Genomic DNA, 26,562 nt, shown 5'->3' with positions numbered 1-26,562 from the left:
TTGATCAACCATTGCAGCGGCACCTATTTTGAACGTTAAATTAAGTGCAAAAACTTTTAAAATATCCATATTTGTCCATTGGCAAATTTATAATAAATGGATAATCAATAGCCTTTTTTTCAAAAAGTTATTGTAAACCTGGTTGGGCATATTTTTTAGTGGATAGATTTGGGAAGTTATTTTTTAAAAAAAAGCGATAAAAACTACTGGTGGGCGGATAATGCACGAGGGCTTATATAAAAGCGATCGCATTGATGATACGTTCGCCATCAAACTATCCAGCAGAGTAGGTAAACAAAATACAGACAGTACTGAAATTCAAACCAAAACTTTGCTTCCTAAAAAGATGGGTATTCCCCCCTGCGGAACTTAAAAAATAAAAGCAAAGCTAAGCCTGGTTTATTTTTTTGTTAACTGCAATGTGCATTAAAAATAATGTTATTTTCAGGGTTTAAAATTCTATCACTACAGCCAATTTATTCATGAAAAACTCATTCTTTACCTCATTCGCTTTCCTTTACATGGCATTGATTATTCCAATGTGCAATCTGGCACAAGCTTCAAAAAAAGTAATAAAGGAAACGCAGGTATCATCCCAAAATGTCCATCATCTTTTTAATGGTAAAAATCTGAACGGCTGGTATACTTTTCTCCAAAAAAGTGGCCGCAATAATGATCCTAAAAAAGTATTTTCGGTAATCAAAGGAATGATTCACATTGGTGGAGAAGAGTGGGGTTGCATCACCACAAATAGGGAGTATAACAATTACCGGCTGGTTGCAGAATTTAAATGGGGGGGCAAAACCTATGCGCCCAGAATTAATAATGCCCGTGACTGCGGTATATTACTGCATTCAAAAGGTGCAGATGGCGGCTCACAAGGAATATGGATGCGCTCAATAGAATGCCAGATAATAGAAGGAGGAACAGGTGATTTTATTGTTGTTGGCGACAGCAGCGATGCGTTTCAGTTAACAACTACTATTGCCAAAGAAAAAACTGACGATAGTTATGTTTACCAGGCAGGTGGTGATACTATGAAACTTACTAGCGACCGTATTAACTGGTATGCCCGTGATGCCGGATGGAAAGATATAAAGGGGTTTCGTGGTGCCAATGATATTGAAAAACCAATGGGAGAATGGAACAGAATGGAATGCATTGCAAATAATGGTGAACTCACAGTTATACTAAATGGAAAGGTGGTAAATCATGCTTTTAATGTAATACCCAACCATGGCCACATACAGATACAGGCAGAAGGCGCTGAAATATTGTTTAGGCTTGTAGATATACTGCCGGTTGGAAAAAACTAAAATAACCTGGCGCTGGTTTTCTAAAAAATCGGGAATAAAATTATTTTTTCTTTTTAATATCTTTAAGTAAAAAAACTTAGTGCGGAAAATAATATTGGCTGGCATTAATACAGTTAGCTATCGCCACTTTTATCGCCAACAAACCAATGCTCCTTGTCTTTAAAAAGTACATTAAAAGTGGTGAGGGAACCATAGCAGCGGGTAATGTATTGCTGCAGGTTTACCTTTTCTTCATCACTCAGTTTTTTGTTGCTGTTAATGTTTTGTTCCAGCACCCTTAACCTGTCACGCAGCATTACAATTTTATGAAAAAAATCAGCCATCGGAATTTCTTTGGGTTTTAAACTTTTATCTGCAGGCTGCAAAAATAACGTACCACCAATCCATTTTTCACCGAGCGGTACCACTTCCGTTACATTGCCCCATAAACGTAGTATTTTTAAAAGTGATTTTTCTGTATCAGAGACTGTTTCTACCTCCACCGTAACATTTTCTGGAATAATTTCATCCAGGTGCGCATCTGTTTTATCAATTTCTTTTTTGCCATGGTTAATAAAACAAATGAGGTAAGCGGCATAGCGTACTCCAACAATAACGCCAGGTCCGTATTGAGTATGCTGCAATCTAGTACCAATGCCTAATGTTGTTTGATCCATATTTTTCTTTCAAAAATGTCGTTTAAAAATAATTTAGGGCGTTTCTTTTTTACCTTCTGCAATCAACAAGTCAATCTTAAACTGGTAAGAGGCATTTAAAATATACTGGTAAAAATTAACCGCGGAAGCGGTTTGTGTAAATGCAAAATCGGGGCGGTAGCGAACCATAAATGTATCCAGATTTTTGCCTTCCAGGTGAGTAACTCTTTTTACCATTGTTTTATTAAAGCGGTAATTTATATAGGTTTCCTGCTCCTGGTCAAGCAGCCTGTTCTGCATATATTTTAAACGCTTGTTTCTTTTAAAACGAAAAATATTGATGAACTCGTCAAAGTCAAGTCCCCCCCCTCCCGAATAATCGGAAACTGAAGTTTTAATACCAGGCCGCTGATAATTGAATATTTTGGAATACTCATTCCTGTTAGCAATTGAATCTTCTTTAAAACTTTTACTAAAAACTCTTACTTCTTTTAAAGTTTTAAATTTTTCAGCGAGCCGGATGTGGAGGGAAATATCAAAACTGCCAATATTTTCAATTTGTCTTACAGCAAAACGCGTGGTTGGTTTATTGTTATATATAAAAGTGAGGGAATCTTTATCGCTGGCACCAATATCATAATGTCCTAAAGAATCGGTAACAGTAACCATACCACCCGTGCTTTTTACCGTTACACCTTTTACCTGGATTGATTTGCTTGAATCGAACACCGTGCCACTGATAGTTAGCTGGGCGGATGCAGATCCTGCCAGCAGCCAAAAGGCAAGTATACAACAGTAAGTTTTTATTAAATGCGGCAAAATGAAAAAATTGTAATGCGCAATATTACATCAACATATTATGCATCTATAAAAAAAAGGGCCTTTTAACTGCGATTTTGCAATTTTACTACCTGATGAATAATAGCCGGGTAATGCTGGTGTTCCAGTAAATGAATCTTTTCCGCCAGCGAATCAGCGGTGTCTGTTTCATCAATTGAACAGGTAGCCTGAAAAATAATATTGCCATGATCATACAGTTCATCCACATAATGAATAGTAATACCACTTTCTTTTTCGCCAGCGGCTATAACAGCCTCGTGTACCCGGCTTCCATACATGCCTTTGCCCCCATAGTTTGGTAAAAGGGAAGGGTGAAGATTGATGATTTTATTGCGATAAGCTTTTATTAATGAAGAAGGAATCTTCCATAAAAAACCGGCCAGCACAATGAAATTAATATTCCTCTTTTTTAATTCGCCAATATAGTAATCCGTATTAAAAAATTGCTTTTTATCTAATAAAATTGTAGCTATCTGGTGATGTTGGGCAATATCCAAAACGCCGGCGCCTTGTTTGTTGCAAACAACCAGGGCTACTTTACCTGCAGTTGGGTCTCGGCTAAAATGGTCAATAATTTTTTGGGCATTACTGCCTGCTCCACTGGCAAAAACAGCAATTAATGGAATTGCCGGTACTTTCCTGCCCGAAAGTTTTATCCATAATTTCAGCAGATAGTTTTTAAAAAAAGCAAATTGCCCCAGGGGAATGCTGATCAATAAAACACAGAAAGGCCAAAGGAGGGTAATCAATATACAATAGGTCAGTGTCCAAATAATTTTCTCTTTTACCGGCGTTAGCTCCATTATTTTTCTCGCTCCAATACCACATAAACCGCCCCCCAGGGCGAAAGTAAAAATAATTAGTACCAGGTTAATGCTATTCACTTTCCAGCGTTGTTGTAATTTTTGTAGCATGCGGCAAAAATCAATTAAAAAATCCTTATTTACTAACCAGCCATATAAAATACAGGCAAATTTTTGTTTACACAAACATGACAATAAGTACAACGCAGGTCAAACAATCCGCTAAAAATCAAGCTGGACAAGGGGAAATTTTTTTTAATAATGTTGATATTATGTGGACATACTAACTTAATTTTGCAATCGCAGAAGGATATTCTTCCACTTAAGCATTCGAATAATTGTATGAGTCGCTATAGAAAAATCTTACAAAAAGTCTTTACAAGTTTACTTTTCATTGCATTGGTTTCTTTAAACTATACAAGTTTTGCCGCTGATGGCGAGGCGCTGTTTAAAGCCAACTGTGCCAATTGCCACAAACCGCTGGAAGACTACACCGGGCCTAAATTACAGGGGGCAAGGGCAAGGCAACCAAACCTTGAATGGGCATACAAGTGGGTTAACAATGTAAACTCCATGTTGGAAACTGATCCCTATGCTAAAGGATTGTTGGCCAAATATGGCTCAAGAATGACGCAGTTTAACCTTCCAAAAGCCGATATTAAAGCAATACTTGATTATGCAGACGCTTATGTGGCACCTGCGGCGCCTGGAGGAGCAGCATCGGGGGGTGCTCCGGCAGAAGATAACTCCTTACTGTTTGGAATATTAACCCTTGTACTGGCAGTGATTGCATTAATATTATTACAGGTTAACAGCAGTCTTCGTAAACTGGCTGAAGAAAAAGATGGTGTGCTACGTACAGAACCAGTTCCTTTTTACCGCAATAAAACTTATATAATGGCTGGCATTTTGATATTGTTTTGCCTGGGAGGATATATGACTATCAATGCCGCAATAGGACTGGGACGTATGAAAAATTACCAGCCGGAACAACCCATTTATTATTCACACAAAGTACATGCCGGCACAAACCAAATCAGTTGTTTATATTGCCACGGAGGCAGCCAGGATAGCAAACATGCAAACATCCCTTCTGTAAACGTATGTATGAACTGCCATATGGCTATTAAAGAATACAAGGGTGATGCTATTGTGAAAGAAGATGGTAAACAAGTAAATGGCACGGCAGAAATTCAGAAATTATACCAGTACGCGGGCTGGAATCCAGACGCGAAAAAATATGACAAACCAGGCAAGCCAATTGAATGGGTTAGAATCCACAACCTGCCTGACCATGTTTATTTTAACCACAGCCAGCACGTAAAAGTAGGCAAACAAAATTGCCAGACCTGTCACGGACCAATACAGGAAATGCCGGAAGTGTACCAATATTCTGAGTTAAGTATGGGCTGGTGTATCAATTGCCATAGAGAAAGCAAGGTTAATTTTTATAATAAAGAGTCTGGCGAAGGCAATAAATATTATAGTATTTACGAGAAGTTTCACAAGGATATTAAAGCAGGTAAACTGGACAGTGTAACCGTAGAAAAGATTGGTGGTATTGAATGTCAGAAATGCCATTATTAATTAATTAGCAAATGCGAAAATGCTGCGATGTGAAAATAAAGCATGGCGTAATCATTTTCAAGTTTTCGAATTTTCGAATTTTCAAATTGTAATATGAGTAACAAAAAGTATTGGCAAAATTTTGGTGAATTAAATGAATCAGACGCTTTTAAAAAGGCGGCAAAAGATGAATTTAAAGAAAATCTATTGCCATTAGAAGACCTCGATGATGGTTTGTTAAATGCCAAAACTCCCCGCCGCGATTTCCTGAAATACCTGGGATTTAGTACTGCCGCAGCCACTATTGCAGCCAGTTGCGAAATGCCCGTACGCAAAGCGGTGCCTTACTTGCGTAAACCAGATGACCTGATTCCCGGTGTTGCTAATTATTACGCATCTACCTATGTAAATGAAGGTGATATTATACCCGTAATTGTAAAGCAAAGAGATGGCCGCCCCATTAAAATAGAAGGTAATGTGGCATCGGCAATAACAAATGGAGGAACCAGTGCTCAGACGCAGGCTTCTGTATTGGATTTATATGATACTACCCGTTTACGGTATCCTATGCAACAGGATGGTAAAGATTTTAAAGAAGTTACTTCTTTTGATGCATTTGATAAATTAGTTGCAACTGCAATGGGTTCAGTTGCAGCAAAGCCAACAGTGCTCCTTACCTCTACCATTACATCTCCGGTAACGTTACAAATAATTACAGAATATCTGGCCAAAAGCCCCGCTGGAAGCCGTCATGTACAGTATGATGCGATCAGTTACAGCGGTATGATTTTAGCCAACCAGGCATGTTATGGTAAAAAGGCTCTACCATCCTACCATTTCGAAAATGCAAAAGTTATTGTTAGTCTTAATGCAGATTTTCTGGGAACCTGGTTAAGCCCGGTTGAGTTTGCAGGTCAATATGCAAAAACAAGAAAAATTACAGGTGAAAAGCCCGAAATGAGCCGTCACATTCAGTTTGAAGGTTCTCTAAGTTTAACTGGAAGTAATGCGGACGATCGCTATTTACACAAGCCTTCTCAAACAGGAGCTATTGCACTGGCACTGTTATCAAAACTGGGTGGTCCGGTTAGCGCTCCGGCAATAACGGATGCAACTTTAAATAAAGGAATTGAAGCAGCAGCCGCAGCTTTAAATGCAAATAAAGGAGCGGGATTGGTAGTGTGTGGTAGCAATGATGTTAATATACAAATTATTGTAAACGCTATCAACGAAGCTATTGGGGCAAATGGTAAAACTATTAACTGGGGTGTTACCAGCAATTACCGCCAGGGTATAGATGCAGATATTTTAAAACTGACTGAAGAGATGAATGCAGGTGCCATTGGGGCATTATTGGTGTACGAAACCAATCCTGCTTACACTTATTACGATAGCAGGAAATTTACAGATGGTTTAAAGAAAGTGCCGGTTACAGTTTCTTTTAACGGAACAATGAATGAAACTACCGAACTGTGTAAATTCAGTATTCCATCGCATCACTGGCTGGAAAGCTGGGGTGATGCAGAAGCGAAGACTGGTTTTATAAGTTTGCAGCAACCTACCGTTAACCCGTTGTTTAAAACAAGACCTTTTCAAACATCTTTGTTAAAATGGAGTGGCAATGCCAGCGATTACGAAACTTACTTTAAAACCTACTATACCACAAAAGTTGGTTCGGCAGACAACTATGATACAGCATTACAGGCGGGGTTAATTCAACCTTCGGCAATGCCTGTTGCGGGTGCAACTTTTAGTAATGCTGCTGTAGCGGAAGCTACTGCAAAAATTGCCCTTGTAAAAATGGGCAATTACGAAGTGGTTATTTACCAAAAGGTTTCAATTGGTAGTGGTAAACAGGCCAATAACCCCTGGTTACAGGAAACTCCGGATCCTATCTCAAAAGTAACCTGGGATAACTACGCTATGATGAGTCCGGCTTTGGCAAAAGTGGTTTTAGATCTTGATATAATTGGCAGCCAATACCAGGGAGATGGATATGAAGTACATCCGGAAAAGCCAACGGTTAAAGTAACTGTTAATGGTAAAACGCTGGAACTGCCGGTATTAATATTGCCGGGTATTCATCCAAATGTTATTGCGGTTGCATTAGGTTATGGCCGCGAAAGCACAGATAAAAATAAAACAAGCGAGTATATCGGTAAATCGGCAACTGGCGCAGGTTTTAATGCCTATCCATTTGTTGGTTTTGATGGCATAGGGTTTAGTTATTCCGCTCCGGTGGAAATTGTTAAAACAGGCAACACCTATCCTTTAGGACAAACACAGGTTCACGGTTCTTCAGAAAGCCGCCCCGTTATTTATGAAACAAGTCTGGCAAAATTTGTAGCAAATCCTGAGCAGGTTTGTGAAGAGCCCAATACAGAAAGGGCAAAACTGATGCCTTTTGGTGGAGAAAATTATGAAAAAGATGCTACCATTTATCCCCAGTACGACCGGCCGGGAATTAAATGGGGTATGAGTATAGATTTGAATACCTGCATTGGTTGCAGCGCCTGCGTAGTTGCCTGTACTGCAGAAAATAACGTAAGTGTTGTTGGTAAAACCCAGGTAATGAAAGCGCATGAAATGCACTGGTTGCGAATTGACCGCTATTTTACCGGTGATATGAATAACCCGGATGTGGTTTTTCAACCAATGATGTGCCAGCACTGTGACAATGCACCCTGCGAAAACGTTTGCCCGGTAGCTGCTACCAACCACAGCAGTGAAGGCTTAAATCAGATGATTTATAACCGTTGTATTGGTACAAGATACTGCGCCAATAACTGTCCGTTTAAAGTACGTCGTTTTAACTGGCTTGATTTTAACGGAGCAGATAGCTTTCCGGATAACCAGGCTCCATTGATTGGAACAGATCTGAATGAAGTAACCGTGCAGATGAATGATGACTTAACCAGGATGGTGTTAAACCCGGATGTTACGGTGAGGTCGAGAGGGGTTATTGAAAAATGTTCTTTTTGTGTACAACGTTTACAGGATAGTAAACTGGTAGCTAAAAAGGCAGAAGACCCAAGCTTGGTAAGGAACGTAAAAACAGCTTGTATGCAGGCTTGTCCTACACACGCCATTAATTTCGGTAATGTAAATGATAAGGAAAGTGATGTATACAAAATTAGATTTGTAGATCAGAAACATAGAAATTTTTACGTGTTGGAGCAACTGCACGTATTGCCGAATGTAAGTTATTTAGCCAAAATTAAAAATTCAGACAGGCATGTAACTAATGAAAAAGAAGCGGGAGGACAAGGAAATGAGGAAGGTGCTAAAAAAATTGAAAAGGAACATGTGTAAAAGTTACTTCGATTTTTTACAAATACCTCGATTATTTTGAATAGTAAGTTGTAACAGAATTTTAAGAGAGATCGATTGGAGGGAGTTCAATAAAGGTTTGCAGTACAAGGGAGTGACACAACGATGTTGAACAAAGCGGTGTTGCCGGTAATATAAAATAAAAAAACTGATAGCTAACACTAAAGGGTAAAAGACTAAAGATATATGTCACTATTAAAGTACGAATCACAAATCAGGGAACCGCTTGTAGATGGTAAAAAAAGTTACCACCAGGTTACAGAAGACATTATAAGCCCCATTGAGATGAAGCCAACCCGTTTATGGTATATTGGTTTTTACATCAGTGTAGCCTTATTACTGTTTGGCGTGTACAGTATTTATAGAGAGGTTACTTATGGCATCGGTCAGTGGAATGTAAACAAAACCATTGGATGGGGCTGGGATATTACCAACTTTGTATGGTGGGTAGGTATTGGTCATGCCGGAACGCTGATCTCCGCCATCTTATTATTGTTTCGCCAGGGTTGGAGAACAGGTGTAAACCGCGCTGCTGAAGCCATGACAATTTTTGCAGTAATGTGTGCCGGACAGTTTCCTATATGGCATATGGGCCGGGTTTGGCTGGCTTTTTTCATTATGCCTTATCCAAATTCAAGGGGTCCGGTGTGGGTGAACTTTAACTCACCGCTTTTGTGGGATGTGTTTGCGATATCTACATATTTTACAGTGTCTCTTTTATTTTGGTATTCTGGTTTGTTACCGGATCTGGCCACGGTACGGGACAGGGCTAAAACAAAATTGCGTAAACTATTATATGGTGTTGCTTCTTTTGGATGGACAGGAAGTACCAAACACTGGCAGCGTCACGAATCATTATCTTTGGTATTGGCTGGTTTGGCAACGCCACTGGTATTATCAGTACACACTATCGTATCTTTTGACTTTGCCACTTCAGTAATTCCTGGATGGCATACTACCATCTTTCCTCCCTATTTTGTGGCAGGTGCCATTTTTAGTGGATTTGCCATGGTGCAAAGTCTGATGATTGTTTTAAGAAAAGTTTTTTCATTACAGGACTATATCACATTAGGTCATATTGAAGCAATGAACAAAGTAATTGTTTTAACCGGATCGATTGTGGGAATTGCATATATAACTGAATTATTTATAGCCTGGTATGGCCAAAATCCTTACGAATGGTATGCCTTTAAAGAAAACAGGGCTAACCTTTTTAGTCCCTACGGATGGAGTTATTACCTCATGATGTTTTGTAATGTTGTATCGCCGCAGATGTTTTGGTTTAAAAAATTAAGAAGAAATATCGGGTTTACTTTCTTCATGAGTATCATCGTTAACATTGGTATGTGGTACGAGCGTTTTGTAATTATTGTTACTTCTACTTACAGGGATTACCTTCCCTCTTCCTGGAGTACTTATTACAGTCCCTCTATTTATGAAATAGGATTTTATCTTGGAACATTCGGATTATTCTTCACCTGCTTCTTTTTGTTTGCAAAATACTTCCCTGTAATTGCAGTGGCAGAAATTAAAAGCGTATTAAAGACAACGGGTGAAAGTTATAAAATAAAAATGACGGATATAGAAAAGGACAATGCCGAAAAGTTTTATATAGAAGAAGTAGAACATGCGCACTAGAATTGATAATTGATAATTTATAATTAATAATTAACATGGCCGGAGGAATTAAAAAATTTGTAGTTGGGTGTTTTGATGATGAAGAAGTATTGTTTCCTGCGGTGAAAAATGTTCGCCGTGCAGGATATAAAATTCATGATGTTTACACCCCTTTTCCTATACATGGTTTAGATCATGCGTTGGGTTTAAGAGAAACCAGTATACATACAGCCGGCTTTATTTACGGTATTACCGGTACTGTTACTGCCCTAAGCTGTATCAGCTGGATTTTTACAAAAGACTGGCCATTAAATATCGGGGGTAAACCACATTTTGCCTTACCGGCCTGGATACCAATTACTTTTGAATTAACTGTATTGTTTGCCGCAGTTGGTATGGTACTAACATTCTGTTATTTATGCCAATTGTCTCCTTTTGTAAAAAAGCATCACTTTCATTTAAGGGCTACGGATGATCTTTTTGTAATGGTGATAGAATGTACTGATAAAACCAATGATGATGAAGTACAGGGTTTTTTAAAAAATGCCGGTGCATCCGAAATAAATGTACAGGTTGCTGAAACAGGATGGTGGCTGGGCAGGTACGATAAGGAACAAAAATTATACAGGGAACTGGAAAAAGGATATTAAAAAACTAATAGCGAACGGGCGTATCAAAAAGATTCACATAGATATTTCAACAGAGGCAATGAAAAAAAATAACATCATAACCGCTTTCATACTTTTACTGGCAGCAGCAAGTGTAATGACAGGGTGCATCGACAGTAAACGTCAGCCGGGTAAAATTTATATGCCCGACATGACTTATAGCCGTGCGCTAGAAACCTACGCTTTGCTAAACGACACTGTTTTTACGGATAATGCGTCCAATCCGGGTCATGAAATTTTTTACAACCGCAAACCTGTAATTGGTACGATAGCGGTGGGAGAATTGTTTCCTTATACTCTTCCAAATGACAGCAACGGATATAAGTTAAGTGCAGAAGTTAAAAACCCACTAGCCCCTTTAGATAAAAAAGATATGTATGAAGCCGGCAGGTTATTTAATATTAATTGTGCGGTTTGCCATGGCGCAACTGGAGTAGCCAATGGTCCGTTATCAACAAAAATAGGCGCCATCGCCAATTTAACTTCGCCAACTTATGTGGCGATGGCTGATGGTACCATGTTTCATTCCATTAATTATGGAAAAAATAATATGGGAAGTTACGCTTCCCAATTAAGCAGAAAACAACGCTGGATGATAATTCAGTATGTAAGAACGCTGCAGCCTAAAGCCGAAACTCCTGCAGGAATGGCATCTGTAAAAACAGATAGCACCGCTGCAAAGAAAGATAATGGAATAAAAAAGGCATAAGAAATAATAGAACTCACTCAAAATAAAGAATAGATGAATCAGTCATTCGAATTACCAGGCAGTTATAAAAAGTGGACGATGGGTTTCCTGATCGTTGGGGCGGTTGCGTTACTGTATGGTTTTATTATGTATCATCCTTTTGATCATGCAGGGCATGGTGTAAACTTAAGCGGTACCCGTTTTTGGGCGGTGTTATTACAAAACAGTGTTTATTGGTTGCTGGTTGTAAATGCCGCTATGTTTTTTATGGGTATAACTACTTTGGCAATGGGTGGATGGCAGGTAGCGTTGCGTCGTGTACCGGAAGCAATATCAAGCGTTGTGCCTGTTTTAGGTATTATTGCATTTTTAATATTGATGGCGATTGTGTGGGGTAAACACGATGATATTTATTCATGGGTGAACCCGGAGACTGTTGCAAATGATAAAATAATAAAAGGCAAAAGCGGTTTTTTGAATCCTGTTTTTTTTACAGTCTGGAGTGCCATTGCCATTTTTTTATGGTCATTCTTAGGGCATAAAATGCGGGCGATAAGTTTGCAAAGTGATGTTGACGGTCCAATGGATTATGAAACCGGCAATGCGTGGATAAAGAAAAATATCTTATGGGCGTCATTGTTTATTGTTTTTTTCGGCTTAACGGTTGGTTCTACTATTCCATGGCTTTGGTTAATGAGTATTGATACACACTGGTACAGCACCATGTTTAGCTGGTATACTTTTGCAAGTACCTTTGTGGCAGGCATGTCGCTGATTGCTTTATTTATTGTGTTTTTAAAAAACAGCGGTCAGCTTGAATACGTTACTGATGAGCATCTTCATGACATTGGTAAATTTATGTTTGCTTTTTCAATATTCTGGGCCTACCTATGGTTTTCTCAATACATGTTAATTTGGTATGCAAATATTCCTGAAGAAACCGGTTATTTTAAAATCCGGGTGCAGGGTCCTTACCGGGCTATATTCTTTCTTAACCTGGTGTTAAACTTTGCCTGCCCGTTATTAATTTTGATGAAAAGGAGTACAAAAAGAAATTATGCGATGTTAACCTTTATGGCGATATTGATTATTTTTGGTCATTGGATAGATTTCTGGCAAATGGTTATGCCGGGCACCATGTTTGGGCATGCTCAAATTATGCCTTTTGAATTCGGAATTGCACTCTTATTTATAGGTATCATTATGTGGAGAGTGGGTGTTTACTTTAGCAATAATGCGTTAACTGCTAAAAATCATCCTTTCCTGAAAGAAAGTATTATACACCATACATAAACGGTAGTTTAGTTATATAGAATATAAAGGACGTGTGCACAATGAAAGTAAATAAAAATGTCCACACGTTAAACAACACATAGTTATAATAATTATTGAAATTAATTTTGAGCATGACACAAATTATGTTGATAGCGGTAGTAGTAATGATATTCATTGTTGTTTTTCAAATTGCAAAAGCCAGCGAATATGTAAGTGTATTAAAAGGAGAAGAAAAGGCAAGGAAGCAGACGAATAAAATAAATGCGTTTATGCTGATCTCCTTTTTAGTTGCAGGCCTTGCAGGTGTTTGGTGGTGCAACGATCTGTTGTTTTCCAAAACTTTATTTCAACAGGGTGCAGCCTCGGAAATGGGACAGAAGATTGACCTGATGCTTTATATCACCATTGGGGTTACAGGAGTGGTATTTGTTATCACGCAAATATTATTGTTTTGGTTTGCATTTAAATATCAGGAAAAAGATAATCACAAAGCTTACTATTTTCCACACAATACAAAATTAGAATTGCTTTGGACAACAGTACCTGCAATATTTTTAACTGTATTGGTTGTATTTGGTTTGAAATACTGGTTTAAAATTACCAGTGATGCTCCAAAAGATGCAGTGGTTGTTGAGGTTACAGGCCACCAGTTTGGTTGGGAATTTCGTTATCCGGGTCCGGATGGGATTTTAGGTAAAAAAAATTATAAATTAACCAAAGGAGCTAATGGGCTGGGTGTAGATTTTAGTGACCCTGCAAGCCTGGATGATATTCATGTATCGGCAACAATGCATATTCCGGTAAACAGGCCGATTCAATTTGTAATTAATGCAATGGATGTTATACATGATGTTGGTTTACCTCACTTCAGAATGAAAATGGACGCAGTTCCCGGGATACCAACTACACTTTGGTTTACACCTATATACACTACCGAAGAAATGAAAATAAGGTCAGACAATCCTAATTTTGTATATGAAATTAGTTGTGACCAGATATGTGGTAGAGGGCATTTTTCCATGAGAGGTGTAATTATTGTTGAAAGCGAAGCAGATTATAAGAAATGGTTATCAACTCAGGAGCCTGAATACTATACCATTTTTCCAGATAAAAAACCTAAAAATGACAAGCCTGCTGCAACAGACAGTACCGCAAAACAACCATCGCTTGCGGCTGTTGTTGAAAAGAAATAAAATTTAGTTATCTAAAAAATAGTTTAAGAAAATGAGTACCACCGTAATTTTACAAAAAGGAGATGTTAGTACAGCACAGGATGCCGGACACGAACATCATCATCATGAAACGTTTATCAGTAAATATGTTTTTAGTCAGGATCATAAAATGATTGCCAAACAATTTCTTATTACAGGAATGACCTGGGCGATTATTGGGGGTTTATTTTCAGTAGTGTTTCGTTTGCAGCTAGGCTATCCGGAATCTACTTTTCCCTGGCTGGAAGATTTATTGGGGCATTGGGCAAAAGGCGGAAAACTACAACCTGAATTTTATTATGCCCTGGTAACAATGCATGGTACCATTCTGGTATTTTTTGTATTGACTGCAGGATTGAGCGGAACTTTTGCTAACTTTTTAATTCCTTTACAAATTGGGGCAAGAGACATGGCATCACCGTTGCTCAATATGTTGAGTTATTGGTTTTTCTTCGCTGCTTCTATTATTATGTTTTCTTCTTTGTTTGTGCAAACGGGCCCTGCTTCCGGCGGATGGACAGTTTATCCTCCTTTAAGCGCATTGGGCGATGCGTCAAGTGGTTCTAAAATCGGTATGGATCTTTGGTTGTTCAGTATGGCTATGTTTATTGTTAGTTCTCTGTTGGGAGGCCTAAATTATATTTCTACCATATTGAATCTTCGTACAAAAGGTATGAGTATGACAAGACTGCCTTTGACCATCTGGGCCATTTTGTTTACTGCTATTTTAGGGGTATTGTCTTTCCCGGTTCTATTATCAGGAGCGATTTTATTATTGTTTGATAGAAATCTGGGAACGAGTTTCTTTTTAAGTGACATTGTTGTAAACGGAAAAATTTTACCAAACGAAGGGGGTAGTGCCATATTGTTTCAGCATTTATTCTGGTTCCTGGGTCATCCGGAAGTGTATATTATTATTTTACCTGCAATGGGTATTGCTTCGGAGGTGATGTCCGTTAACGCACGGAAACCTATTTTCGGGTACATGGCGATGGTAGGTTCTTTGTTTGCAATTGCAGTACTTGCTTTTCTAGTGTGGGCGCACCATATGTTTGTAACGGGTTTAAATCCTTTTTTGGGCGCCTTCTTTGTATTACTTACCTTATTGATAGCTGTACCATCAGCCATTAAAGTGTTTAACTGGCTTACTACTTTATGGCGGGGAAATATACGTTTTACAACAGCCATGCTATTTTCTATTGGGTTTGTTAGTATGTTTATTTCAGGCGGCCTCACAGGTATCTTCCTGGGTAACTCTTCTTTGGATATTCATTTACACGATACCTATTTTATCATTGCACACTTTCATATTGTAATGGGTGTTGCTGGTTTCTTCGGAATGTTTGCGGGCGTATATCATTGGTTTCCAAAAATGTACGGGCGTTTTTTAAATAGTACCCTGGGGTACATACATTTCTGGATAACGCTCATTGGTGCTTATTTAATATTCTGGCCAATGCACTACGAAGGTTTGGCGGGTATGCCACGACGTTACTATGATTTTAGTGGATGGGAATCGTTTAAAATGTTTGCCGGTTTAAATCAGTTCATCAGTTTTATTTCTATTATTGTATTTGCTGCGCAGCTTTTATTTGTATTCAACTTTTTTTACAGCATTTTTAAAGGAAGAAAAGTTACCTCGGAAAACCCTTGGGGTTCCAATACGTTGGAATGGACAACACCTATTCGTCCCGGTCATGGTAACTGGGTAGGAGAAATTCCTGAAGTGCATCGCGGAGCATATGACTATGGTAAAGATGGAAGGGATTTCATTCCGCAGACAGAAGCTGTTGGAGAAGGAGAAAGTCACCATTAAAATTAATTATCTGATGGAAGGAATTGATAATGGGAGATAGTATGTAATATTTAATAGTAATAAAAAGTTCATAAAAAAATATTACCCAGCCTCTTCTTATTCGGAGAAAAAAGGTAAGGCCTATGTCGAAGGAAAATATAACCTTAGCCAATTCAACCTCGTTTGCGCTGGCAGCCAAAGTGAAAGATTATTTTCAGTTAATCAAATTTACTTTGAGCTTTATGGTGGTGTTTAGCACAGTCGTAAGCTTTTTAATTGCTCCAAACGAATTACATTATGTAAGGCATAAAATAATATCAGTTCTTTTACTTTTTACAGGCGGCATGTTAATTACAGGTTCTGCAAACGCTATCAACCAGGTACTTGAAAAAAGTACGGATGCAATGATGAAACGTACTGCAAACAGGCCAGTTGCAAGCGGCAGGATGCTTGCCAGTGAGGCAACTTCTTTTGCGGTTATAACCGGTACTATTGGTGTTTTTATTTTGTGGTATTGGTTTAATTATCAGTGTGCATTGGTAGGCTTGTTTAGTTTGTTGCTATATGGATTTGTTTATACACCACTTAAAAAAATTAATTCTGTTGCAGTTTTAGTTGGTGCTATTCCTGGTGCCTTACCTTGTTTAATAGGTTGGGTAGCAGCAACCGGCGATTTTAGTTTGGGCGGGTGGATCTTATTCGGTATTCAGTTTTTATGGCAGTTCCCGCATTTTTGGGCAATAGCCTGGCTGGCGCACCAGGATTATACAACGGCAGGGTTTAAGTTATTGCCAGGCGATAAAGGGCCAACAAAATTTACTGCACTGCAAACAATTATATACAGTTCAATGATGATTCCGTTTGGTTTGCTGCCTTATTTTTCAGGTATTATAGATACCGGCACCCGGGGAATTATCTGCACAGGAATTTTATTTATCTGTAATTTGTGGATGGTGTTTGTAAGTGTACTGCTGTTTAAAAATATGGATTTAAAAAGTGCAAGAAAGGTAATGTTCAGTTCTTATTTTTATTTGATGATTGTATTACTGGCATTGCTGTTTGGAAGAGTATAAATAACTCTTTAGCAACTTTATGCAGTATTATCTAATAGAGGTTAAGAAAAGCGCAATTTTGGGAGTTTTCATTTTAGGCGGTTAAAGCATGTTTGAATAAGGATTTGTAAAATATAGTAGAATGAGTACGGTGGTAATGGGAAAAAAAAAGAGAATACATCCGCATAAGTTTACGCTTTGGGTTGGATTGTCGAGTATTATAATGATGTTTGCAGGATTTACAAGTGCTTACATTATAAAACGCAACCAGGCAAATTGGGTTACTTTTAATTTGCCGGGAATATTCTGGTATTCCACAGCTGCAATTGTATTTAGCAGCATAACATTGTGGATGGCTCATGCTGCGTTTAAGAACAGGGAAATGCTAAAATACCGCAGCTTGGTTGTTAGTACTTTATTATTGGGAGTTCTTTTTATAGTGTTGCAGGTTATTGGGTTCAGGCAGTTGTATATAAACGGAATGACGTTGAAAACAAATGTGTCATTTTCATTTTTATATGTTATCGTCGGTATGCATGCTGCCCATGTTTTAGGGGGTATTATTGCGCTGATGGTGATGTTTGCAAAAGCATTTAATAAAAGGGTTAGAAACTATGATATAATTCCAGTGGAGGTAGTAAGTACCTATTGGCATTTTGTTGATTTTTTATGGATATATTTATTGGTATTTTTGTTGGCGATACGATAAATAGTTTCAAATGATGAGTTAAGGGGGTAAATCAAACCAACTATATTTATCACACCGTTTTAAAGTAATATCAGGAATGACTTATAGATTTAAAAGTATCCGGTGGGAATTTCTTCCTGGATTTTCGTCGCAATCACCTCAGGAGGGTAAAGAAAAACTCAGTTTTTGAAAGGCTTCGTGTAAAAAGACAACGTATACTCAAAACTTATAACCCAGAATTTATAACCTACAATTTTTTATGGCTACAGCAGCAATACAACAAGGAACAAAATGGTGGAGTGGAGGAAGAAGTCCTTTCAATGCCAGCTATGGTAAAATAATGATGTGGTATTTTTTAATGAGTGATGCTTTTACATTTGGCGCATTTTTAATAAGTTACGGAACTATTCGTTTTAGCCAGAATTATTGGGTTGATCCAAACCATGTATTTAATTCTTTTCCTTTTGCAGGTCATACCAATTTGCCCCTGGCTTTTGTGAGTTTAATGACATTTATATTGATTGCCAGTTCTGTAACAATGGTTTTAGCAGTTCATGAAGGTCATAAAATGAACAGGTTAGGAGTGGAGAAATATATGTTGTGGACTATTTTGGGAGGCATCTGTTTTCTTAGTTGCCAGGCCTGGGAATGGACACATTTACTTACCGGCCAGCATGAAGTATTGGTAAACGGGCAAATTCAATATTGGAACACCACCGTAGCACACAATCCATTTGGACCAGAGGTAATGTTTAATGGAAAAGAAGTAGCAACCCCCGGCCCAATTGCTTTTGGCAGTTATTTCTTTGAAATTACCGGCTTCCATGGTTTTCATGTATTGAGCGGTGTAATTATTAATATAATAATGTATTTAAAAACAAGGATGAAGCATTTTGAATTGAGGGGTCATTATGAAATGATTGAAAAGGCCGGACTTTACTGGCATTTTGTGGATTTGGTTTGGGTATTTGTATTTCTTTGTTTTTATCTTATTTAATAAATTGTTTAGTCAGAAATAAACTTGAATTTCAATAAATAAAAAAATTATGTCATCATCTGTTACATCGCCTGAAATAACTTTTCATCCCGAGCATTCCGATAACACAAAAGTTATCTGGAGAACCTTTTGGATTTTGTCTATCCTGACAATTGCGGAGCTAAGTATAGGTATTGGTATTTATACAATCCACAAGGGCGAAAATCCCAGCGAAACACTGGTACTGGCCTTTAAAGGAATGGTTTGTATTTTAACGCTTGCCAAAGCCTATTATATTGTTTCAGTTTTTATGCACCTGGGTGATGAACTAAGGAATATGATTATGACCATTATTGTTCCCTTGTGTTTATTTGTTTGGTTTATCACTGCTTTTTTACTGGATGGTAATAGCTGGAGAAATCTACGCAATAAATTTAACAGGACAGATGTAAATAAAACAGAACAGGTAGCACCAGCGGTAAAAGAAAAAGGAGCGAAAGATTAGTTTGCACATTAAAAAGATTATAATAAACCATTGCTCCACAGTTTAGGGGCAATGGTTTTTTTATTATAAAATGAAGGAGATATAAAATATGAATAAGCGGGCTTTACTTGGGTTAATGGTGGCAATTGTACTGCCGTTTACAGGATATTATATTGTAAAATATTATGGCGAAGCTGCAGTACAAATGCCCCATCGCTATTTTTTTGACAGTGTGGTTACAAATGTAAATAATGGTAAGCTTACCACAGACACTATCTGGCACAAAGTAAGTAATATCAGTTTTACAAACCAGTTAGGCAAGACGGTTTCACTTAATGATGTAAAGGGAAAAATATTGGTGATTGATTTTTTCTTTAGCCGTTGCCCATCCATTTGCCCCGATCTGGCAAAGGCAATGAAGCGCCTGCAAAATTCTTTTATTAACAGCAACGATAGTATTGTACAGTTTATCTCAGTAAGTATTGATCCTGTTCACGACTCTGTACCGCAACTAAGAAAATTTGCCAATCGCTATACCTCTAACCATGATAGCTGGTGGTTTGTTACCGGTAATAAAAAAGAGATATATGATTTTGCCCTGCACGAAATAAAAGCAAACATTGCAGATGTAAATATTGACACCGCATTTATACATACAGAAAACTTTTTTTTGTTAGATAAAGACAGGGTAATCAGGGGTTGGTACAATGGACTTGACACTGTTGCCCAGGCAAAGCTGGTGCGGGACATTCCTTTGCTGATGCTGGAGAAAAATAAGAAACGAACATTCAAACAATTTCTGAATGAGTTGTTTGGAAGAAGCTAGAAAATAGTTACTGGTGATCAAATAACGCAGAAATAAAACAGGTTTAGTTTCAGCAATGTTTCAATCTTTAATTAGAGAAATTGGAGAACAAAAATTTTGTACAAACAGTAAAACCTGTGTAATAAAAAATAAAAATATGTTACAACCTTCACTGGTAAAGAATGATAAAAAAGCTAAAATTTTTATATGGATAGTATCTTTAGTAGTGTTTGCCGCAGTTGCTTTTTTAGCAAAATTTAAATTGAATTTTAATCCCGGGTTTAATGTACATGTGTTTGCAAAATTTAATGCCATTATAAATTCTGCAGTAACCATTTTATTAATAGCAGCACTTGTAGCAGTAAAACAAAAAAATTATATTCTCCATAAAAAGCTGATGTTAACGGCAATTTTTTTTTCTTCCCTGTTCCTTGTTTCATACATCTGTCATCATTTACTGGCGGGAGATACAAAATTTGGGGATATTAATCATGATGGAATTTTAAGTGAAGATGAAAAATCAGCAGCGGGTATTTTGCGTATCATTTATTACTTCATTTTAATTACCCATATTCCTCTTGCAGCCATCATATTACCCTTTATCTTATTTACTGCTTACCGTTCTTTAATAGGCGAATACGAAAAACATAAAAAGCTTGCAAGAATAACCTGGCCCATCTGGATATATGTTTCAATCACAGGAGTGGTAGTGTATTTATTTATCAGCCCTTACTATAATTAATATTGTATGAAATTTTAATTAACCATAAGTTGTTGAACATTTAAAATTGGTAAGGGGGATTTTAATTACTTTTATCGACTAATAGCCATTTATGAAGGAAGACATTATTGTTCAGATAATGGCCAAGTTGAAGGACATACGCAAAGAGAAAAATATCACTTTACAGGAACTGGCTGAGGCAGCAGGTGTTACAAAGGGTATGCTTAGCCAGGTTGAAAATAACCGTACCATTCCATCGCTCACGGTTTTTTTAAGTATCATCAAGTCGATGCATATCGACATCAACGATTTTTTTACAGATTTTAATACTCCGCAAAGCAGCAAGGTCATTTTTAAAAAAGCGGTACAATGCAAGCCTTTTGAAAAGGAAAATACCGTTGGGTTTCATTATAAAAGAATCATGTCTTCAACAATTGATGCATACCATGTAGATTTTGTATTGCTTACCTTAATGCCCAATGCTCAAAGAGCATCTGTACAAACAGATGCTTTTGAATTTAAATACATATTAAAAGGAAAAGTTGAATATACCATTGGGGCAGAAGTTTTTTTAATGGAAGCAGGTGATTCAATCTTTTTTGATGCCACCGAGCCTCATAATCCCAAAAATGTAGGAGAGACGGAAGCGCAGCTATTGGTATTATACATCTTCAATGCACCCAAATAGCAGGTTTGTCTCAAAAAAATCTCCGATAAGTTTACCTTCATTAAACATTTACACAATTTATTTGCAATAAGTTTACTTTAACTTAACTTAGACTAAACAATTTGTTAAAACTGTAGCAATATTTTTGTCGTCTAAACTAAAAACTGTTTATGAAGCAACCAAAACTTAAACTCTTCAGGCTTTTACTGGCTTTTGCTGTAATGTGCCTGCCGTTCCTTCTACAAGCTCAAAATGTAGAGGTAAAAGGCAAAATCTCAGACGCCGCCACCGGCAAACCTATTGATGGAGCAACCATCCTGGTAAAGAATTCAAAAACCGGTACAAGTTCCAATGCGGAGGGTGTATTTTCTGTTTCAGCAAAAAAAGGCGAAAAATTAGCAATTAGTATCGTTGGCTTTGAAAGCCAGACTGTTTCAGCATCTGATAATTACATGACTGTATTTTTAGTAGCAGATAACAAGCAACTGAATGAAATTGTAGTTACGGCATTAGGCGTAAAAAAAGAAGCCAAAAAAATAGGATACTCCGTTCAGGAAGTGAAAGGAGCAGATCTGTTAAAAGCACGTGAAGCAAACCCGGTAAACGGCCTTGTTGGTAAAGTAGCCGGTTTAAATGTTGGTATTAATGCAGAATTATTGGCAAGTCCTACTGTATTGTTAAGAGGATCTCCGCTTAACTTTTATATAGTAGATGGTATTCCAATTAATTCAGATACCTGGAACATTAGTCCGGATGATATTGAAACATACACCGTGTTGAAAGGGCCAACAGCTGCAGCGTTATATGGTAGCCGTGGTATCAATGGTGCAATTATGATCACAACAAAAAGAGGTAAAAGAAATAATAAAGGATTTACCGTAGAAGTAAACAGCAGTACTCAAATCAACAAAGGGTTTATTGCCAATCCTAAAGTACAGAATGAATATGGTGGTGGCGATAACCAAAAATATGCTTTTGGTGATTACAACAGCAATGGTACTGGTTCTGGTGTAAATGACAAAGATTACGATGTATGGGGACCACGTTTAGATGCAGGTTTATTATTACCTCAATATGATGGGGCTTATGATCCTAATATAACCTATACTACTACATTCCTAAATGGTTCTACTTTTAAAGGAAATATTAAACCAACTCCATGGGTAGCTCGTGGTAAAAACAACCTGAATAATTTTTTACAGGCCGGTTTATTAACCAGTAATAATGTTAACTTTTCTTCTGTTACTGATCGTTCTAATATCAGGATGTCGGTATCAAACGGTTATCAACGGGGTATTACACCCAACACCAGCTTAAACACCGTTAATTTAAACCTTGTTGCCAGTTACGATGTAACTGATAAATTTAAAGTGGAGGGCAATATCAACTACAACCGCCAGTTTTCTAATAATATTCCTGATGCAGTGTATGGCCCTAACAGTATCATCTACAACGTAGATGTGTGGACAGGTGCAGACTGGAATGTACTGGATCCCAAAATTAGAAATTACTGGCAGCCGGGTAAAGAAGGGATTCAACAAAACTTTGTAGAATACAAACGTTATTCAAATCCCTGGTTTTCAAGTTACGAGTGGCTTAGGTCTCACTATAAAAATGATTTGTATGGATGGGTTGCCTTTACGTACAAATTTAATAAAGACCTGGATATAATGGTTCGGTCTAACGTAACTACTTACAATGTAATAAGAAGCGAAAAAGAACCCTGGTCTGCGCATCCTTATGGTGATGAACATGGAAAAGGTAACTATCGTGAAGATCGTAGAGAGCTTTGGGAAAATAACTCAGAGGTATTGCTGCGATACAATAAAGAAAATATTGCTAAAAGCGGTTTCAACCTAAGTCTATTTGGCGGTGCTTCAATGCGCAACATGAGGTACACTTCTAGTTATGTAAGTACCGATCGTTTAATTGTTCCAAATGTGTACAATTTTGCCAATTCAGCTAAACCGATACGTGCTTATTCTTACGGATCTGAATTAATCCAGACAAGTGCGTATTATTCAATTGATCTTGGGTATAAAAAATATTTTAATATTTCTACCACAGGCCGTTTAGATAAAACATCAGCCTTGCCCGTTGGTAATAATGCCTATTTCTATCCATCTGTAACTTTAAGTTCTGCTATCTCTGATTACGTAGAACTTCCAAAGGCAATTACCTTTCTTAAGGTAAGAGGTGGTTATACCAATGTAAAAGATGGCGGGACAAGTGCTTTTGCGGGTTCTTCATTCCAAAGCCTTGGTACGGGTGGTGCTACAGGATATGGTAATAATTACTATACTCCTTATGATGGACCCTCGTATGCTTTACAACATCCTGCTTATTCTACCGCTCCGGTTTATAATAATTTAACTGGTGCTTATGCACCCGATTATGCAATTGATCCGCGTGTAAAACCATCTTCAAGAAGTAACTTTGAGGTAGGTACAGATATTCGTTTCTTAAAGAATCGTGTTGCTTTAAGTGCTACTTATTTTCAATATACAGATGGTCCGGTTATTTCTAGCCAGCCAATTTCAGAAGCAAGTGGGTTGAGTTATTTTGTAACTACCGGTTTTACCACCAAAAGAACAGGAGCTGAATTTTCTTTGACAGGAACACCCATTCAACAAAAAGATTTCCGTTGGGATGTACTGGTTAACTGGGCTACCTATAAAGAAGTATTTGCAAAATTTGCAGGTGGTGCTACGACCCTCGGCAATGGTACAGGATATCCTAATAAAATTGGCGACAGAGTAGATAGATTATTTAGTTATTATGAAGCGCTGACTCCACAAGGAAAAGTAATTCATGATGAAAGTGGTTACCCTATTTATCTTCCAAAAGCACAATACCTGGGTCATGCTGATCCGGATTGGTCATGGGGTATTCACAACAAATTTTCTTATAAATCTTTTAGTTTCGCTTTTCAGTTTGATGGAATGGTGGGTGGAAAAATTCAAGATCGTGTGTTACGTAAGTTAACAGAAGGAGGACGTGGAGAAAATACCAATACCGGTAAAATTGGAGCAGCCCGTTTATACGAATCAAACCATTGGGGCGACGCTGGTTATGCCGGTGCGGTGGATGCAAATGGTATTCCTATTCTGAGTGGAGATGGTGTTCAGGTTGTTGGTGGTAGTGGTTTAATACAATATGACCCTGCAACAGGTGTAATTAGCAACGCTAAATCCCTAAGCTTTACCCAGAATAAAACAGCTACTTTCTGGATTCAGGATTACGTAAGCAGCTTCTTTAATGATCCACAACATACCACTGTTAGCAAAACTTATGCAAAATTGCGTGAAGTGGTAATTAGTTATTCATTGCCTAAGCAACTATTGCCAAAATCAATCAGTAAAGTAGATGTTTCATTGGTGGGAAGAAATTTGCTATACTTTTTCCCTGCTGCGTTTAAAGACATGGATGTTGACCAATATCCCGGTCGTGACCAGTTTGGCGGTGCAAGATTGGAGTACAACTTGCAAACACCCACAACCAGAAGCTACGGCGTTAACATTAATGTGGTTTTTTAAAACACAATACATCAAACAAAAACATATTTGTATGAAATCGTTTAAATATAAATTACTTCTTGCACTGACAGGGCTTGTATTATTAGCAGGCTGTAGTAAGAAGTTTGAAGACAATGCAACCAATAACAATAAACCTTTAAATGTGCCAGCTGGCGTAATACTAAAGGCAATATTAGGCGACGTGGTTGTTTACCCCGGCGATTATCCCGATAAAGCAGGCCAATACATTGCTTCTAACTATACTTATTATGGTGATAATAAATATTGGAATGGTAGTGCCAGTTGGAACTTTGGCACTTTAAATAATGTGATGGCAATGGAAACTGCGGCCAAAACTGCAGCAGGTTCTGATGTGAATCCCTACCATGCTTTGGGATTTTTCCTTCGTGCTTACTTTTTTGTAGGTATGAGTGAAAAAGTGGGTGATATGCCTATGTCTGAGGCATTCAAAGGGTTAAGTAATCCTTCTCCAAAATATGATACACAAAAAGATATATTTAAGCAGTCGATACTTTGGTTAGATTCTGCAAACGCCATACTTAACCAGGTGTTGCCTTTATCAAAACTGAACGATTCTTATTATGAATTCTCTGGAGACTTTTATTACAAAGAATCAATAAAAAATCCTAGTACAACAACAGGTGCTTTAATTTATTGGCAGAAAGTGGTGAATAGTTATAAATTAAGGGTGTTGATTGAATTAAGTAAACACAGTGAGGATGCAGATTTAAATGTAAAAAGTCAATTTAATGATATTGTCAAAAATCCTGAAAAATACCCAATTTTTACGGGTAATAGCGACAACCTTCAATATCAATACAATGATAAATTTAATTATTATCCCGATAATGCCAGTAATTATGGTAACAATGCCGGCCGCCTAAACATAGGTGCAACCTGGTTAAATACCCTTAGTTCTTTGCATGATCTGCGTGCAATGGTAGTAGCAGAGCCTGCCCGTGGATTTGGATTTTCTGATACCTCGTATCAGTCTTTTGCAGGCGCACCACTAGGTAAAGATTTGGGTTATTTAGCTACGGAATCTGGTGCGGGCAGATTGTCGCTATACAATTACAATCATTATTATTCGGGTTTTACTGCAGAGCCAACTTTTATTATAAGTTATGCTGAAGTTTGTTTTAGCATAGCAGAAGCCATTAACAGGGGATGGGTAAACGCAGATGCAGCAACATACTATAACAATGGTATTAAAGCCATGTTTGAATTTTATGGTATTACAGATGGCAATAACACGGTAACATTCCATAATATAGGCGGTACAGGCAATGTAACTTATATTGTTCCCTTCAGTTTTACAGCCTATTTAAATCAACCGGCTGTATTATTGAGTGGTACAAGTACTACTGCTTTAAACCAGATATTAACTCAAAAATATCTGGCTTACGCCCGTAATTCTGGATTGCAGGGTTATTACCAATGGAGAAGAACCGGTGTACCAACATTTAGTACAGGCGACGGTACAGGAAATGGTGGCGAAATTCCCAAGCGATTTCAGTATCCAAACAATGAACAATCAGTAAATACAATAAATGTAAATGCTGCCATCCAAAGTCAGTTTGGTGGTGCAGGTGATGATATTAACCAGTTAATGTGGTTAATAAAATAATTATCCGGTACAGTTTTATAAATATATGAATAGTTAAATTTTTGTATCGTGAACTTATTAAGGCGAAACTCTTTTTAGTTTCGCCTTAATATTTTATTAATAAGCTTTAAAGTAAATTCTATGAAATTCATTACACAAAAATTTATTTCATCATTAATCGTGATGTGTTTATTAAGTTTTTCAGTAAAGGCACAACAGAAAAAAGTAACGGTATTATCTGTTCCCGCAGCCAGTCAGTTTTGTAAAATAGTTCCTGGCGGTA

At 37.6% G+C, this 26,562-nt stretch carries 22 protein-coding genes; 19 read left to right on the top strand and 3 right to left on the bottom strand.

What is annotated here, in order from left to right; all coding sequences use genetic code 11:
- The first annotated feature begins 220 nt into the window (after positions 1-220).
- Both H7254_RS09550 and H7254_RS09545 read left to right on the top strand, forming a co-directional pair.
- A complete protein-coding gene (locus H7254_RS09550) occupies positions 221-373 on the top strand; it encodes a hypothetical protein (RefSeq protein WP_301932750.1) in 153 nt (50 codons plus the stop codon).
- Between the two features lie 109 nt (positions 374-482).
- Positions 483-1,316, top strand: coding sequence for a DUF1080 domain-containing protein (locus tag H7254_RS09545; RefSeq protein ID WP_301932749.1), 834 nt, complete (start codon positions 483-485; stop codon positions 1,314-1,316).
- 113 nt (positions 1,317-1,429) lie between these two features.
- On the opposite strand, the gene H7254_RS09540 is transcribed toward H7254_RS09545, so the two are convergent.
- The 3 genes from H7254_RS09540 to purN all read right to left on the bottom strand — a co-directional run bounded on the left by H7254_RS09540 (position 1,430) and on the right by purN (position 3,705).
- Positions 1,430-1,972 carry a hypothetical protein gene (locus H7254_RS09540; protein ID WP_301932748.1) on the bottom strand — a complete coding sequence of 181 codons (543 nt, stop codon included), beginning with the start codon at positions 1,970-1,972 and terminating at the stop codon, positions 1,430-1,432.
- Positions 1,973-2,005: 33 nt separating this feature from the next.
- Positions 2,006-2,770: a hypothetical protein gene (locus H7254_RS09535; protein ID WP_301923489.1), complete on the bottom strand. Its 765-nt coding sequence runs from the start codon at positions 2,768-2,770 to the stop codon at positions 2,006-2,008.
- Between the two features lie 65 nt (positions 2,771-2,835).
- Positions 2,836-3,705, bottom strand: a complete 870-nt coding sequence (gene purN / locus H7254_RS09530) for a phosphoribosylglycinamide formyltransferase (RefSeq protein WP_301932747.1) — start codon at positions 3,703-3,705, stop codon at positions 2,836-2,838.
- A 231-nt stretch (positions 3,706-3,936) separates the two neighbouring features.
- On the opposite strand from purN, the gene H7254_RS09525 reads away from it, so the two are divergent.
- From H7254_RS09525 to H7254_RS09445, 17 genes are all read left to right on the top strand, one after another.
- Positions 3,937-5,181, top strand: a complete 1,245-nt coding sequence (locus H7254_RS09525; protein ID WP_301932746.1) for a c-type cytochrome — start codon at positions 3,937-3,939, stop codon at positions 5,179-5,181.
- A gap of 93 nt (positions 5,182-5,274) precedes the next feature.
- Positions 5,275-8,472 carry a TAT-variant-translocated molybdopterin oxidoreductase gene (locus tag H7254_RS09520; RefSeq protein WP_301932745.1) on the top strand — a complete coding sequence of 1,066 codons (3,198 nt, stop codon included), beginning with the start codon at positions 5,275-5,277 and terminating at the stop codon, positions 8,470-8,472.
- A gap of 204 nt (positions 8,473-8,676) precedes the next feature.
- Positions 8,677-10,128 carry an NrfD/PsrC family molybdoenzyme membrane anchor subunit gene (gene nrfD / locus H7254_RS09515; protein ID WP_301923485.1) on the top strand — a complete coding sequence of 484 codons (1,452 nt, stop codon included), beginning with the start codon at positions 8,677-8,679 and terminating at the stop codon, positions 10,126-10,128.
- Positions 10,129-10,163: 35 nt separating this feature from the next.
- Complete coding sequence (locus H7254_RS09510) at positions 10,164-10,757, top strand: DUF3341 domain-containing protein (RefSeq protein ID WP_301923484.1); 594 nt, start codon at positions 10,164-10,166, stop codon at positions 10,755-10,757.
- Positions 10,681-11,484 (top strand): cytochrome c, encoded by an 804-nt coding sequence (locus H7254_RS09505; RefSeq protein WP_301932744.1) that lies wholly within the window; start codon positions 10,681-10,683, stop codon positions 11,482-11,484. Before H7254_RS09510 ends, H7254_RS09505 begins: the two co-directional genes overlap by 77 nt.
- A gap of 33 nt (positions 11,485-11,517) precedes the next feature.
- A complete protein-coding gene (locus tag H7254_RS09500) occupies positions 11,518-12,756 on the top strand; it encodes a quinol:cytochrome C oxidoreductase (protein ID WP_301932743.1) in 1,239 nt (412 codons plus the stop codon).
- Positions 12,757-12,869: 113 nt separating this feature from the next.
- Complete coding sequence (locus tag H7254_RS09495; protein WP_301932742.1) at positions 12,870-13,931, top strand: cytochrome c oxidase subunit II; 1,062 nt, start codon at positions 12,870-12,872, stop codon at positions 13,929-13,931.
- Between the two features lie 31 nt (positions 13,932-13,962).
- Positions 13,963-15,765 (top strand): cbb3-type cytochrome c oxidase subunit I, encoded by a 1,803-nt coding sequence (locus tag H7254_RS09490; protein WP_301932741.1) that lies wholly within the window; start codon positions 13,963-13,965, stop codon positions 15,763-15,765.
- A 122-nt stretch (positions 15,766-15,887) separates the two neighbouring features.
- On the top strand, positions 15,888-16,817 hold the full coding sequence (gene cyoE, locus H7254_RS09485; protein WP_301932740.1) for a heme o synthase: 930 nt from the start codon (positions 15,888-15,890) through the stop codon (positions 16,815-16,817).
- Positions 16,818-16,938: 121 nt separating this feature from the next.
- Positions 16,939-17,505: a heme-copper oxidase subunit III gene (locus H7254_RS09480; protein ID WP_301932739.1), complete on the top strand. Its 567-nt coding sequence runs from the start codon at positions 16,939-16,941 to the stop codon at positions 17,503-17,505.
- 238 nt (positions 17,506-17,743) lie between these two features.
- Complete coding sequence (locus H7254_RS09475; protein WP_301923477.1) at positions 17,744-18,481, top strand: cytochrome c oxidase subunit 3; 738 nt, start codon at positions 17,744-17,746, stop codon at positions 18,479-18,481.
- A 49-nt stretch (positions 18,482-18,530) separates the two neighbouring features.
- Positions 18,531-18,965, top strand: coding sequence for a cytochrome C oxidase subunit IV family protein (locus H7254_RS09470; protein WP_301923476.1), 435 nt, complete (start codon positions 18,531-18,533; stop codon positions 18,963-18,965).
- Between the two features lie 88 nt (positions 18,966-19,053).
- Positions 19,054-19,770: an SCO family protein gene (locus H7254_RS09465; protein WP_301923475.1), complete on the top strand. Its 717-nt coding sequence runs from the start codon at positions 19,054-19,056 to the stop codon at positions 19,768-19,770.
- Positions 19,771-19,906: 136 nt separating this feature from the next.
- Positions 19,907-20,491: a DUF420 domain-containing protein gene (locus H7254_RS09460; RefSeq protein ID WP_301932738.1), complete on the top strand. Its 585-nt coding sequence runs from the start codon at positions 19,907-19,909 to the stop codon at positions 20,489-20,491.
- A gap of 91 nt (positions 20,492-20,582) precedes the next feature.
- Positions 20,583-21,158 (top strand): helix-turn-helix domain-containing protein, encoded by a 576-nt coding sequence (locus H7254_RS09455; protein WP_301932737.1) that lies wholly within the window; start codon positions 20,583-20,585, stop codon positions 21,156-21,158.
- Between the two features lie 149 nt (positions 21,159-21,307).
- Positions 21,308-24,673, top strand: a complete 3,366-nt coding sequence (locus tag H7254_RS09450) for a SusC/RagA family TonB-linked outer membrane protein (RefSeq protein WP_301932736.1) — start codon at positions 21,308-21,310, stop codon at positions 24,671-24,673.
- A gap of 31 nt (positions 24,674-24,704) precedes the next feature.
- Positions 24,705-26,300 (top strand): SusD/RagB family nutrient-binding outer membrane lipoprotein, encoded by a 1,596-nt coding sequence (locus H7254_RS09445; RefSeq protein WP_301932735.1) that lies wholly within the window; start codon positions 24,705-24,707, stop codon positions 26,298-26,300.
- The last annotated feature ends 262 nt before the right edge of the window (positions 26,301-26,562 follow it).

Origin of the sequence: Ferruginibacter sp. (genome assembly GCF_014377975.1) — a bacterium.
GTDB lineage: Bacteria > Bacteroidota > Bacteroidia > Chitinophagales > Chitinophagaceae > Ferruginibacter.
Note: the sequence above shows the minus strand (reverse complement) of the source record. Positions and strands in the feature narration are given on the sequence as shown.

What these genes read in the sequence shown, in the direction of transcription:
- H7254_RS09510 (WP_301923484.1), top strand. Translation starts at nt 10,164, where the DNA reads ATGGCCGGAGGAATTAAAAAATTTGTAGTTGGGTGTTTTGATGATGAA.
- H7254_RS09470 (WP_301923476.1), top strand. Translation starts at nt 18,531, where the DNA reads ATGTCATCATCTGTTACATCGCCTGAAATAACTTTTCATCCCGAGCAT.
- H7254_RS09525 (WP_301932746.1), top strand. Translation starts at nt 3,937, where the DNA reads ATGAGTCGCTATAGAAAAATCTTACAAAAAGTCTTTACAAGTTTACTT.
- cyoE (WP_301932740.1), top strand. Translation starts at nt 15,888, where the DNA reads ATGTCGAAGGAAAATATAACCTTAGCCAATTCAACCTCGTTTGCGCTG.
- purN (WP_301932747.1), bottom strand. Translation starts at nt 3,705, where the DNA reads ATGCTACAAAAATTACAACAACGCTGGAAAGTGAATAGCATTAACCTG.
- H7254_RS09545 (WP_301932749.1), top strand. Translation starts at nt 483, where the DNA reads ATGAAAAACTCATTCTTTACCTCATTCGCTTTCCTTTACATGGCATTG.
- H7254_RS09450 (WP_301932736.1), top strand. Translation starts at nt 21,308, where the DNA reads ATGAAGCAACCAAAACTTAAACTCTTCAGGCTTTTACTGGCTTTTGCT.
- H7254_RS09455 (WP_301932737.1), top strand. Translation starts at nt 20,583, where the DNA reads ATGAAGGAAGACATTATTGTTCAGATAATGGCCAAGTTGAAGGACATA.
- nrfD (WP_301923485.1), top strand. Translation starts at nt 8,677, where the DNA reads ATGTCACTATTAAAGTACGAATCACAAATCAGGGAACCGCTTGTAGAT.
- H7254_RS09550 (WP_301932750.1), top strand. Translation starts at nt 221, where the DNA reads ATGCACGAGGGCTTATATAAAAGCGATCGCATTGATGATACGTTCGCC.
- H7254_RS09445 (WP_301932735.1), top strand. Translation starts at nt 24,705, where the DNA reads ATGAAATCGTTTAAATATAAATTACTTCTTGCACTGACAGGGCTTGTA.
- H7254_RS09490 (WP_301932741.1), top strand. Translation starts at nt 13,963, where the DNA reads ATGAGTACCACCGTAATTTTACAAAAAGGAGATGTTAGTACAGCACAG.
- H7254_RS09495 (WP_301932742.1), top strand. Translation starts at nt 12,870, where the DNA reads ATGACACAAATTATGTTGATAGCGGTAGTAGTAATGATATTCATTGTT.
- H7254_RS09475 (WP_301923477.1), top strand. Translation starts at nt 17,744, where the DNA reads ATGGCTACAGCAGCAATACAACAAGGAACAAAATGGTGGAGTGGAGGA.
- H7254_RS09520 (WP_301932745.1), top strand. Translation starts at nt 5,275, where the DNA reads ATGAGTAACAAAAAGTATTGGCAAAATTTTGGTGAATTAAATGAATCA.
- H7254_RS09460 (WP_301932738.1), top strand. Translation starts at nt 19,907, where the DNA reads ATGTTACAACCTTCACTGGTAAAGAATGATAAAAAAGCTAAAATTTTT.
- H7254_RS09480 (WP_301932739.1), top strand. Translation starts at nt 16,939, where the DNA reads ATGAGTACGGTGGTAATGGGAAAAAAAAAGAGAATACATCCGCATAAG.
- H7254_RS09540 (WP_301932748.1), bottom strand. Translation starts at nt 1,972, where the DNA reads ATGGATCAAACAACATTAGGCATTGGTACTAGATTGCAGCATACTCAA.
- H7254_RS09465 (WP_301923475.1), top strand. Translation starts at nt 19,054, where the DNA reads ATGAATAAGCGGGCTTTACTTGGGTTAATGGTGGCAATTGTACTGCCG.
- H7254_RS09500 (WP_301932743.1), top strand. Translation starts at nt 11,518, where the DNA reads ATGAATCAGTCATTCGAATTACCAGGCAGTTATAAAAAGTGGACGATG.